The following is an 11,785-nucleotide window of genomic DNA, read 5'->3' as shown; positions in this document are numbered from 1 at the left end:
CGTGGCAAGCGGTGTCGCGGTACTTTTCGTCTATCTCTATCTTTATCGCACGCGCTTGGGCTATCTCACCCGCGCCGTGATGGTCCATCGGGAGGAGGCGACCGCGACAGGCATCGACGTGCATCGGGTCTCGGCGATCGCATTCGGCATCGGGTTGGCCCTCGCCGCGATTGCTGGCGTCTTCGCACCCTTCATGCTCGGAAGCGTCACACCCGCGATCGGCGTCGACATCAACATCACGTCATTCGCGGTGATCGTCATCGGCTCGCTCGGCAATCCGCTTGGGACAGTTCTCGGCGGCATCGTTTACGGCATATCCCTTGCCTTCATGCAGACCTACCTGAGTTCCTGGGCGAACCTCCTTCCTTATCTCCTCCTCATCGGCATTTTGCTCGTGCGGCCAAGCGGACTTCTCGGTCGGCAGGTGCGCAGTGCCTAGGGCAGTGCAACATCTTGCGTTCGTCGTCGCTCCGGTCGTGGCGGCGATGGCGCTTCTTCCGCTTGCCTATTCGAACCAGCTTCTTCTCTTCAATTTCGTGGTCTTCCTGGCGCTCGCCCAGGGGGTCAACGTCATCTATGGGTTCACCGGTTACCTTCCGTTCGGCTATGTGGGATTTTTCGGGGCGGGAGCCTACGGTTTCTCCCTCGCGGTCATCCATCTCGAGTGGGGGCCGCTCCCAGCCCTCGGGGCCGGCGTCCTCGCGGCCTTGGTGCTCGGCGTCATTCTCACGCCACTCCTGCGCCTTTCGGGCGCTTATTTCGCGATCGCAAATCTTGCGGCGGCGCAAGCGCTCTTCCAAATAATCTCCAACCCGAACCTGACGGACATCACCAAGGGCCCCTACGGCATCTCCCTGTCCGGGGTGTTCAGCCCCAATTTCAGCTATGGGATTGCGGTCGGCATTCTTGCGGCCACGCTTTGCCTTGTCGTTTATCTCCGCAATTCGAAGTTCGGGCTCTCCCTCCAAGCGATCCGCGAAGACGCAATAAGTGCGGGCATGGCCGGCGTCAACGTCGTGCGCAGCCGCACCATCGCATGGCTGATGAGCGCTTTCGTCGCGGGCGTGATCGGCGGCGTCTTCGCCTGGTACGTCTCGGTCTTCTACCCGGACACGGTGTTCAGCCCGGAATTCAGCATTTTCGCGATCGTCTTTGCGCTCTTCGGCGGGGTCGCGACGATTACTGGCCCGATTCTCGGTGTCGCGATCCTCTATGGCATTTACAACGCGATCGGTATCTCAACACCTCAATATTTCCAGCTCATCTATGGCGTCCTGATCGTGGGCCTCGTGCTGTTTCTGCCAAACGGGCTTGTCTCGATTTTCAAAAGGCTCGGCTACGATGTTCCCTGACCGACCATCCAATGCGTCCGGCGTGCCGCTCTTGCGGATCGATGCCCTTGTGAAGCGCTTCGGCGGATTCCGCGCCCTCGATGGCGTGAGCTTTCACGTCAAGGCGGGTGAAATTCTCGGCCTCGTTGGCCCAAACGGCTCGGGCAAGACGACCTGCATCAACGTCATTTCCGGCCTTTACAGACCCGATGGCGGCGCCATCGACTACCGGGGCCGATCGATCGGCGGGCTCAAATCCCACAAGCTCGTCCATCTCGGCATAAATCGCACATTTCAAGTGCCGAAGCCGTTTCTGACCCTGACTGTTCGGGAAAACGTCGAAGTCGCCGCCACCTACGGCCGATCGGAAGGGGGGGCGCTCGACATCGAAGCACTCTTGGCTTCCCTTGAGCTCGATGCACAAGCGAGCCGGCCGGCCGCGGAACTCAACAGCGTGCAGCAGAAGATGCTCGACCTCGCGCGTGCACTCGCGACCAAGCCGCGGCTTCTTTGCATCGACGAGCTGGCCGCGGGCCTCAACCCGGCGGAGCTCGACCGCGTTGCGGAGAAATTGCGCGCACTCGCGCGCGAGGGTACCGCACTCCTCGTCGTCGAGCATCTTATGGGATTCATCGATCACGTGACGGACCGGGTTATTGTGCTCAATGCGGGAAAGGAGATATTCGAAGGGGCACTCTCGGCGGCCGTCCGGGATAGCCAAGTCGTCGAGGTCTTCCTGGGGACGGAAGATGGCAGCTGAGCTATTGAGAGCGAGCGGTCTCGAGGCGGGCTATGGCCGCGTCCAAGTGCTATGGGGTGCCGGGCTTGGTGTGCATGCCCGCGAGACGGTGGTGCTGCTAGGCGCAAACGGTGCCGGCAAGACGACACTTCTCAAGGTTCTGATGGGCCTTTTGCCGGCGTGGCAAGGCGCTATTGCTTTCGCGGGCGCTGACGTGACAGCGCTTCGCACCGACAAGCGCGTGCGTTCGGGCATGGTTTATATGTCGGAGACCGGCTGCTTTCCCGGCCTCACGGTCGAGGAGAATCTTCGTATCGGCGGTCAGTTCATGGCTGCCGCCGATTTGCGAGCGAAGATCGCGGAGCTTTACGGGATTTTCCCGGCGATCGCCGAGCGCAAGTCGGCCCTCGCCAGCAGTCTGTCCGGTGGGCAACGCAAGATGCTCGGCATCGCCAAAGCACTCGTGGCCAATCCCACGCTGCTGCTGATGGATGAGCCGTCGGCCGGCCTTTCCCCCCTTTTCGTCAAGGAGGTCATCCGCGTGCTCGGTCGGTTCCGCGGCTCTGGGCTTTCGCTACTCATCGCCGAGCAGAACGTGAGGTTTCTCGATCTCGCGGACCGGGTCTATACGCTCGAGGGAGGCCGCGTCGGATTCGAGGGTAGTGTCGCGGCAATGCACGAGAACGACGCGCTCCGTCGCGCCTATTTTGGCCTCAAGTAGCGAGCCGATCCGAGGGGAGGAGCGACACGATCCAACCTTCAGTCGCCGCCATCGAGCCAAGCCGGGTCGGGGAGTTCCTTGAAGGCGCTACGCAGGCCGTCCATCCATGCTTGCCGCAAGGCGCGGAAATAATGGTCGGTTTCCTCGATTTGCTGAAGTACGGCGAGCTTGTTCGCCCCCTTTCGGTGGATTGCGAGATCGATCGGCATACCGACCGAGAGGTTCGAGCGCAAAGTCGAATCCATCGAAATGAGCGCGCATTTCGCGGCCGCTCGTAGCGTGGTCGACGGTCGGATGATCCGGTCGATGATGGGCTTGCCGTATTTCACCTCGCCCATTTGGAAGTAGGGCGTCTCGCGCGTGGCTTCGATGAAATTCCCTGCCGAATACACCTGGAAGAGCCGCATGCTGTCGTCTTGGATCTGCCCGCCCAGGATGAAGGAGACGTTGAATTCAGCGCCCTGTGTCTTGAGCGCAGCCCCGTCGAGGCGGTAGATCTCGCGGATCGCGCTTCCCGTCAGACGGGCCGCCCCATGCATGTCGGGAACCGTCAAAACGCTTTCCTTGGCGCCGGTACCCGTGTCGACGCCCTTGTCCAGAAGCGTCACGATCGATTGGGTCAAGGCGAGATTTCCCGCACTCAGCATGACAATCACTCGGTCGCCCGGCTGCCAAACGGTCATCTTGCGAAAGCTCGCGATATTGTCGACACCCGCATGGGTGCGCGAATCGGCCGCGAACACGAGGCCCTTGTCCAGTTGAATGGCAACACAGTAAGTCATTGAAAAACGGCCCCTAAATCCATCAAGGTCAAATTCTTGGCGAGCGATCCTAGTGTGCGCCCAGGCCAATGGCAAACGCAGTTAATACAACAGGCGGAGGTTCACCCGGGGCGCATGAAGTCCCGCGCGATCGCACTTCCGAGTTCGACGTTGTGGTCGATGGTCTCGGTAAGGTACTCGTGAAGACCCTGTTCGAATATCGCCTCCATTTTCCCATAACGCAGGCGCGAGCACATGCTTGCCGCGAACCTCGTCGACTGGTAGTCGCGGCCGTATAGCGCGCGAAGATCGGTCAAGATGCGTTCGATCTCGATCATGCAGGCGAGGAGACTTCGCGGCATGTCCGGGCGCAGTATCAAAAGCTCCGCTACCCGCATGGGCGTGATGACGTCGCGGTAGATCTTGCGATAGGCCCGAAAGGCGCTCACCGAGCGTAAAATCGCGGTCCACTGATAATAATCGACGACACCACCCACGTCGGCGGGGCTCGGCAGCAGAACGTGGTACTTCACGTCGAGAATTCGCGCCGTCGCGTCGGCGCGCTCGAGGAAGCCACCCAATCGGACAAACCGATAGGGCTCGTCGCGCTGCATCGTGCCGGAGGTGACGCCCCGGAATAAGTGGCTCCGCTCCTTGACCCAATCGAAATATTCCCGCGCCCCGCGCGCTTTAAGCGCAGCGGAATCGAGGCCGCGCGCCTCGATCCAGGTCGAATTCAGGCTTTCCCACATTTCACTGGTGATCTGGGCGCGCATGGCACGGGCGTTCTCGCGTGCGGCGTGAAGGGAGGAACGTATGCTCGATGGGTTCAGGGGGTCGAGGGCGAGAAAACCGATGACGCCCTCCGCATCGAAGCGCCCGCCGATGGCCTCATAGGCATCCTCGCAGCCGGCGATGATGATGGCTGATTCCCACTGCGTGTGTTGTTGCCGTTCATCGCCCGGCAGAAGCGACATGCGGTAAGCGACGTCGAGAATGCGCGCCACGTTTTCGGCCCGCTCCATGTAGCGCGCCATCCAGTAAAGATTGTCGGCGGCACGGCTGAGCATGGCGCCTAGTCCTGGTGTGCGCCGGCGGCGTCCTGAGCGTCGCCGCCTTCGAGCACCCAGGTGTCCTTGGTGCCGCCGCCCTGGCTCGAATTGACCACGAGCGAGCCCTCGCGAAGTGCGACGCGGGTGAGCCCACCGGGTACGACCGTGATCTCGCGTCCGCAAAGGACGAATGGCCTGAGATCGACGTGGCGTGGCGCCAAGCCGCTTTCGCAGAACGTAGGGCAGGTCGAGAGTGCAAGGGTCGGTTGCGCGATGAACTGGGATGGATCGCTCAGGATACGCGCGCGATAGGTCTCGATCTCTCCCTTCGAGGCGCGCGGGCCGATCAGCATGCCGTAGCCGCCCGAACCATGCACCTCCTTGACCACAAGCTCGTCGAGATGATCGAGCGCGTAGGCAAGGCCGTCAGGATCGCGCAGGCGCCAGGTCGGGACGTTGTCGAGAATGGGGTCCTCCCCGAGGTAGAAGCGCACAATCTCGGGTACATAGGCGTAGATTGCCTTGTCGTCGGCGATGCCGGCACCGACCGCATTGGCAAGCGTCACGTTTCCCGCCTTATACGCCGCGAATAGGCCGACGCAGCCTAGCACCGACTCCGGATTGAATACGGCGGGGTCGAGAAAAGCGTCATCGACCCGCCGGTAAATCACGTCCACGCGCTGCAGCCCTGCGGCCGTGCGCATATAGACCTTGGCATCCTTGACGAGAAGGTCCTGACCCTCGACGAGCTCGATGCCCATCTGCTCGGCAAGGAAGACGTGCTCGAAATAGGCGCTGTTATAGGCACCCGGCGTCAAAAGCACGGCCGTCGGATCGTCGCCCGCCAACGCGGGTGCGACCGAACGAAGGGTCTTCAGGAGCTCGTCCGGGTAGTGGCCGACCGGCGCCACGCGGTGGCATGCAAAGAGTTCCGGGAAGAGGCGCATCATGACCTCCCGATCCTCAAGCATGTAGGAAACGCCTGACGGGGTCCTCAAATTGTCTTCCAGTACGTGAAACTCGCGCTCCCCGGTGCGCACCACGTCGATACCGGCGATGTGGGTATATACGCCGTGCGGGAGGCTCACCCCCTCCATTTCCGACCGGTACTGGGCATTGCTCAAAACGAGGTCGCTCGGGATCTTACCCGCGCGGAGAATTTCGCGCGCCCCGTAGACATCGGCGATGAATAGGTTGAGCGCCTTGACTCGCTGGACAAGGCCGCGCGAAAGGAAGCGCCACTCTCCAGCCGAGATCACCCGCGGCATGATATCGAAGGGGATCAGCCGTTCGGTATCGCCACCCTCGCCGTAGACGGCGAATGTGATTCCGAGGCGGCGGAAAAGGATATCGGCCTCACGCTGCTTCTGTTCGAGTGCGGCAGGGTCGGTCTTTTCGAGCCAGCCCGTCAGCCCACGGTAAGGCCCGCGCACGTCCCCGCCGTTCGCGTGCATCTCGTCGAATGCGTTAGCGACATTCATTCTGCCGATGACGCTGCCCCCCGTCGGGCCCGCCGGTTTGTCGTGTACGGCTGGCTGGTCTCCTCCGCGAATAGAGCAAGTTCCGTACCACAGAATGACCGCCGCAGGGCGAGCCGTCAAACCGAGAAGCTTCCGTGATATGCCTGCGCCATGCGCAAAATTTTGCCCTCGAATTAGGCAGATGGATCAGTGTGTCGACCCCGAAAGCGAAGAAGGGCCAAATCCTAGCTCGATGCGCGCGATCTAAGCTGGCTTGCTTGCCTGAACGGCGTTTTTCGCGTTGAGGTCGCCGGGAATACGCATCGCAATAACGAGACCCGCGAGAGCGAAGAGGAGGGCGATGAGAAATACGTCGTGGAGTGACGATGCCAAGGCGCGGGTGACGTGCTCGAGCGTATCGGGCTCGATCGTCCGGCGGACGTCCGGATTCATCATCCGGTTGACGATTTCGGGATCGGCCACGGCAAAGCTCGCCACCCCGAAATTCATGAGAGCGCCGAAGCACGCGGTCCCGACCGATTGGCCGACCATCCGCATGAAAAGATTGAGCGAGGTTGCAATGCCCCGACGGCGCCATTCCACACTCGTCTGCACGGCGACAAGGTACGTGAGGTTGCTGAATCCCATTCCCAGTCCGATGAGGAATGCGCCAGCGCTTGCGAAAACAAGGCCACGCTCGGGTGTGAGCATGGAGAGCACGACACTCCCCGCGATCAGCAGGAGTGCGCCCGCCACTGCGGCCAAGCGAAATGACAAATTCAACATAACTCTGCCGGCGAAGTAGCTCGCGATCGGCCACGCGAGCGACATGGCGCCGACCGAAATGCCGGCCGATGCAGCAGATGCGCCCAACACCCCCTGCACGTAGGTCGGCACGAAAATCGCGGTGCCGATCATCACGGCACCCGAAGCGACCTGACCGATATTTCCCGTGGCGATGACGCGGTGGCGCCAAAGCTCGAACGGAATGATGGGCTCGACCGTGCGACGCTCGACATAGAAGAAAAATGCAAGGCAAAGGGCCGAGCCAAAGAGAAGGGCAAGCACACCCGCGAGGGGCAGGCTTGCACCCTGAATGAGTGCGAGCATTAGCGCCGCCGTGCCGAACATGAGCAGGCAAGCGCCTAGGTAGTCGACATGATGGATGCGGTGCTTGACATCCTCGTGAAGAAAGCAGGCGAGCAAGACGATGGCGACGACCCCGATCGGCAAATTGAGCCAAAACACGTAGGGCCAGCCGACATGCTCGACGAAGAACGCGCCGAGTGCCGGCCCGATGACGGCGGCAACGCCCCACACGCTCGACAGATAGCCTTGGACCTTGCCGCGTTCAGAGGGCGTATAGATGTCCGCGACAATGGTGCTGGCGATCGGCATGATGGCGCCGGCTCCAAGGCCCTGAACGGCGCGAAACAAGATAAGCCAGATCATCCCCGAGGACAGGCCGGCAAGTGCCGAGCCAGCCAGGAAAAGGATGGCGCCGGCGTAGAACGCGGGCTTTCTGCCGAATATGTCGGCGAGCTTCCCGTAAATCGGGATCGAGACGGCTTGTGTTAGGAGATAGATGGCGAAAACCCAACTGAAAAGTTGAAAGCCGCCTAGCTCCGCGATGATTGTCGGCATCGCGGTGGCGACGATCGTCGCCTCGACCGCCGCCATGAACATTGCGAGCATGGTGGCCGCGAGCACGAGGGGGCGGCGCGTTCGCGACGGGCTGGATTGGATTTCGCTCAAGGACTCCCCGATTCGCCTTCCGTGCGTTCGGCAAGCCATTACGCCAGAGCGGATCGGGGTGCAAGCCGCGCTTCACCCGACGCGAAGCACGGCTGTCATGCGATTAGCTCAGACGAACCGGAATGTGCTGCTCGAACCGATGTAACCCGAAATCTGCCATGCGTTGACACCGCCGCGCGTTGCCGCTAGGGTTCATATGGTTGCGCCGATTTGAGGTCAGCTTGCGGGCGCGAAAGAAATGCCGCTAAAGCGACGGGGATACCGCCCGGCGGCAACGCTTGTGGCGGTTTTTTGCTTTTGATTTCGCCGCGCGTGGCGTACGGCGTGCGGGGAGAAAGGTCGCAGTAATGGCAGAGCAATCTTATGCGGGCGATGTCGATGCCAGGCGGGCGTGGGAGCTTCTAAGCAAGGATCCCAAGGCTGTCTTGATCGACGTGCGCACGAAGCCGGAATGGCGGTATGTCGGCCATCCGGACCTGAAGCAGATCGGCAAGAACCCGATCTTCGTCGAATGGCAGGCCTATCCGGACCTGCAGGTGAATCCCGGGTTCACCGATGAGGTGAGCGGCAACGCGATCGCGAAGGAAGCGCCGATCTTCCTCCTTTGCCGCTCTGGCGTGCGTTCGAAGGCGGCGGCGATCGCACTCACCAAGATCGGTTACAAGCACTGCTACAATATCCAGGGCGGGTTTGAAGGCCCCAAGGACAGCGCTGGCCATCGCGGGAGCGCTGACGGTTGGAAAGCCTCGAATCTTCCCTGGCAGCAGGAATAGGACGAACAGGAAGTTTCGACATGACAAGGGCAATAAAGAGGGCGCGCGCCGACAACTCGCGTGCACAGGATTGGCGCGCGGATACCAATTTGGTGCGTGGCGGCACTGGACGCTCCGCCCACGGTGAGACGAGCGAGGCGATCTTCCTTACTTCCGGTTTTGTCTATGACAATGCCGAGGAAGCCGAAGCGCGCTTCAAGGGCGAGGCCGACGGTTTCATCTATTCTCGCTACGGCAATCCGACGATCTCGATGTTCGAGAAACGCTTGGCCCTTCTTGAAGGGGCGGAGGCCTGTTTTGCGACGGCGACCGGCATGGCCGCCGTCTTCGCGTCGCTCCTTTGCCATTTGCGAGCGGGCCAGCGCGTTGTGGCGGCGCGCGCATTGTTCGGCTCGTGTCATTTCATCATCACCCAGCTTCTCCCGCGCTGGGGGATCGAAACGACGCTTGTCGACGGAACCGATCTCGCACAGTGGAAGTCAGCGCTTGCACCCGGTGCTGCCGCCGTCTTCTTCGAAACGCCGTCAAACCCCACGCTCGAGCTTATCGACATCGCGGCCGTATCCAAGCTCTCCCACAAGGCGGGTGCGACGGTCATCGTCGACAACGTCTTTTCGACCCCCATGCTTCAGCGGCCCTTGGCCCACGGTGCTGACATCGTCGTCTATTCCGCGACAAAGCATATCGACGGGCAAGGACGCACGCTTGGCGGCGCCGTGCTCTCCACCAAGCAATTCTATTCTGAACACCTGATGCCCTTCATGCGCCATACCGGCCCCGCGATGAGCCCCTTCAATGCGTGGGTGATGCTCAAGGGACTGGAAACCTTGGCGGTCCGCGTGGAGCGGCACTGCGCCAATGCGCGTGCGGTCGCAGATTTCCTTGCGGATCACAAGGGCGTGGCGCGCGTTTACTTTCCCGGTCACAAAAGCCATCCCCAGTACAAATTGGCCCGGCGTCAGATGTCCGGTCCGGGCAATATGGTCAGCTTTGAGATCAAGGGAGGAAAAGCGCCGACGTTCCGTTTCCTTAATGCGCTCGAGATCGTCGATATCTCGAACAATCTCGGCGACACCAAATCGCTCATCACGCATCCCGCGACCACCACCCACCGCGCCGTTGGCCCAGAGGCGCGGGCACGGATGGGCATCGGCGACGGGCTCGTGCGCCTCTCGGTCGGCCTCGAAAACGTCAACGACCTTGTCGCGGACCTCGATCGTGCGCTGAAGGCTGCGCGTTAGTGTGGTGGATTTGAAGGTCCTGTCATTTTAGTGGCATCCGCGTTTAGGAACTTCAAATCCGAGCGCGCCCTCGAAGGGTGAAGAATAATTTTTCGTCACATTTTGATCCAGGTGAGCTCGTGCTTGTTGTGGTGGAGATGGAATAGGCGCGAGCCGGGGATCGCCGCGAAAGCCCGGGCCGTCGCATGGTCCGTCTCGCCCTGGAATTTGATGGTGCAAACGAAGCGTCCGACGAGCTCCGATGCGAGCCACGTCTCGACAAGGCGCAACAGCCGCCGGGGATAGCACGCGATGTCGCTGAAAAGCCAATCCACGGGGCCGATTTCGCGCGGCTCAAGGGCGAAGGCGCTCATCGCGCGATGCTCCACATTAGCGTACGAAGCAACTGTCGCATCGAGCGGGGCTTTGTCCACGCTGACGACCTGGGCACCCAGGCACGCCAGCACCCAGGTCCATCCGCCGGGACTGGCGCCGAGGTCGAGACAGCGCTCACCCGACCGTGGATGTTCGCCTAAAAGGGTAAATACCTCCCACAGCTTGAGATAGGCGCGATTTGGCGGACCCTTCCGATCTTCCACGAACTCGACTTCACCATGACGGAATGGGCTCGAACAATGGGGGCTCGCGAGGATCGTGCGCTCATCGAGTAAAGTCCACGAGCCGAGCGGTGCGGTTGGGGGAGTCGACGGGAAGCGAAGGGGCTTCGATGAGACATGAGGCAGCCGATCCTGGATCAGACGGGCGCGCCGGTGGAGTTGGAAATCGTAAAGTGCCCAATTTCGCTGAACGTCTCGGAGTTGTCGGGCGCCATCCGCGATAGACCGAATGGTCAAGCGCTGGGGCTTGTACCAGATATTCTGTGCCCACGCGGGACGGCGCGCCGGACCGGGTGCGAGAAAAAGGCGACCGTGGCGTACCGAGATCTCGTCCAACTCCTCGGCAAGCTGGCGCTCAAAGCCCTCCGGTGCGAGATACCCTGTTTCGATCATGCCATGTTTCGTGTCGGCATCCCTTGCGGGACATTTAATGCCGAGAGTAACGCGGTTCGGCCACTGCCGTTCGAAGGGGTTGACCTGGCGGGGCTTTCACGCCCAGTCTTCTCCCCCGAGCATTCGAAAATCGTGGAATCGTCATGATCGAGGTGATCATCGAGCGTTGGACCGCACGCGACGGCCGCGTGGATTTCATATCGTCGCTATGGCGAGACGGCAAGCGCGAGGCCATCAGCCAGCCCCACACCTCGTCCGAAGCCGCCGAAAGCGACGGCGTAGAAATGTGCCATCGCTTGCTTGGGTGCCAGCCGGACCGCATCACGCGACTCTGAAAGCGAAGCGCTCCCCCAAACGGCTCGGGCGATTGCGCGCCGTTAGGACCGTACCGCACTCTTCCTAATCGTCGCGGCTTGCACTGGGAGGATCGGGGCAGAGCTTACTGCAGGTCAAATCGTTCGTTGTTTGCCGACATGCCGATCTTGCCGACCAAAATCGGCACGAGGGATTGTGTCGTCGCAAATGAATCGGCATTGCGCAAATCGCCCGCCGCGGTACCTTGCCACACGCGTCTCGCCGCTTTTCGATCCGAGAGGGTCATCGAAAGATGGACCTGACGCACGGGCGGCTGAGTATCCGGCTGGTTCGAGACGCCCTCGCCTTTCCCACCGAACAAGCTGCTGTTGATGCTGTCGAGCAACCCGCCTGCGTTGGATCGATCGGTTTCCGGGGTGACGTTTTGCAGGGCGAGCGCGCCGGTCGGCTTTTCAGTCACCTGATTGCCGAGCACTTCGCTGCCGTAGAATTCGAGTACGAGCGGGCTGTCGTCCGAAACCTTATAGCCGCGGTCACGAAGCGACGCCTCAATCGATGCCTTGAGGCGCTCAGACTGATCGGTGTCGTTCGCCGACTGGACGCTAATCGACGTGCCCGCGGCCAGCGGCTGATAGGACCGGGCCGTCA

The 11,785-nt window shown here is 61.4% G+C and carries 13 protein-coding genes; 7 read left to right on the top strand and 6 right to left on the bottom strand.

Annotated features, from left to right (window positions below; genetic code table 11):
• From VEJ16_17100 to VEJ16_17085, 4 genes are all read left to right on the top strand, one after another.
• Positions 1–439: branched-chain amino acid ABC transporter permease (locus VEJ16_17100; GenBank protein ID HYB11383.1), on the top strand; the 439-nt coding region annotated here is incomplete at its 5' end.
• Entirely contained in the window at positions 432–1,352 is a 921-nt protein-coding gene (locus VEJ16_17095) for a branched-chain amino acid ABC transporter permease (GenBank protein ID HYB11382.1), read from the top strand. The genes VEJ16_17100 and VEJ16_17095, both read left to right, overlap by 8 nt.
• Positions 1,342–2,091 (top strand): ABC transporter ATP-binding protein, encoded by a 750-nt coding sequence (locus VEJ16_17090; protein ID HYB11381.1) that lies wholly within the window; start codon positions 1,342–1,344, stop codon positions 2,089–2,091. Before VEJ16_17095 ends, VEJ16_17090 begins: the two co-directional genes overlap by 11 nt.
• A complete protein-coding gene (locus VEJ16_17085; protein HYB11380.1) occupies positions 2,081–2,791 on the top strand; it encodes an ABC transporter ATP-binding protein in 711 nt (236 codons plus the stop codon). Before VEJ16_17090 ends, VEJ16_17085 begins: the two co-directional genes overlap by 11 nt.
• A gap of 38 nt (positions 2,792–2,829) precedes the next feature.
• On the opposite strand, the gene VEJ16_17080 is transcribed toward VEJ16_17085, so the two are convergent.
• From VEJ16_17080 to VEJ16_17065, 4 genes are all read right to left on the bottom strand, one after another.
• Entirely contained in the window at positions 2,830–3,573 is a 744-nt protein-coding gene (locus VEJ16_17080) for a peptidase (protein ID HYB11379.1), read from the bottom strand.
• A 101-nt stretch (positions 3,574–3,674) separates the two neighbouring features.
• Positions 3,675–4,622 (bottom strand): alpha-E domain-containing protein, encoded by a 948-nt coding sequence (locus VEJ16_17075; GenBank protein HYB11378.1) that lies wholly within the window; start codon positions 4,620–4,622, stop codon positions 3,675–3,677.
• A 5-nt stretch (positions 4,623–4,627) separates the two neighbouring features.
• Positions 4,628–6,085: a circularly permuted type 2 ATP-grasp protein gene (locus tag VEJ16_17070; protein HYB11377.1), complete on the bottom strand. Its 1,458-nt coding sequence runs from the start codon at positions 6,083–6,085 to the stop codon at positions 4,628–4,630.
• Positions 6,086–6,328: 243 nt separating this feature from the next.
• Positions 6,329–7,819: an MDR family MFS transporter gene (locus VEJ16_17065; protein ID HYB11376.1), complete on the bottom strand. Its 1,491-nt coding sequence runs from the start codon at positions 7,817–7,819 to the stop codon at positions 6,329–6,331.
• Between the two features lie 347 nt (positions 7,820–8,166).
• On the opposite strand from VEJ16_17065, the gene VEJ16_17060 reads away from it, so the two are divergent.
• Complete coding sequence (locus VEJ16_17060) at positions 8,167–8,592, top strand: rhodanese-like domain-containing protein (protein HYB11375.1); 426 nt, start codon at positions 8,167–8,169, stop codon at positions 8,590–8,592.
• Positions 8,593–8,612: 20 nt separating this feature from the next.
• On the top strand, positions 8,613–9,833 hold the full coding sequence (metZ, locus tag VEJ16_17055) for an O-succinylhomoserine sulfhydrylase (protein ID HYB11374.1): 1,221 nt from the start codon (positions 8,613–8,615) through the stop codon (positions 9,831–9,833).
• 95 nt (positions 9,834–9,928) lie between these two features.
• Here the strand turns inward: metZ and VEJ16_17050 are convergent, their stop codons facing one another.
• The gene (locus tag VEJ16_17050; protein HYB11373.1) at positions 9,929–10,822 is read right to left on the bottom strand and encodes an SAM-dependent methyltransferase; all 894 of its coding nucleotides are present in this window, start codon (positions 10,820–10,822) and stop codon (positions 9,929–9,931) included.
• 143 nt (positions 10,823–10,965) lie between these two features.
• Here VEJ16_17050 and VEJ16_17045 point away from each other — a divergent pair, with 143 nt between their 5' ends.
• Positions 10,966–11,157, top strand: a complete 192-nt coding sequence (locus VEJ16_17045; protein HYB11372.1) for a hypothetical protein — start codon at positions 10,966–10,968, stop codon at positions 11,155–11,157.
• Positions 11,158–11,261: 104 nt separating this feature from the next.
• On the opposite strand, the gene VEJ16_17040 is transcribed toward VEJ16_17045, so the two are convergent.
• Positions 11,262–11,785, bottom strand: a 524-nt coding sequence (locus VEJ16_17040) for a DUF4136 domain-containing protein (GenBank protein ID HYB11371.1), incomplete at its 5' end; no start/stop codon positions are given.

It is taken from the genome of Alphaproteobacteria bacterium (assembly GCA_035625915.1).
GTDB lineage: Bacteria > Pseudomonadota > Alphaproteobacteria > JACZXZ01 > JACZXZ01 > DATDHA01.
Note: the sequence above shows the minus strand (reverse complement) of the source record. Positions and strands in the feature narration are given on the sequence as shown.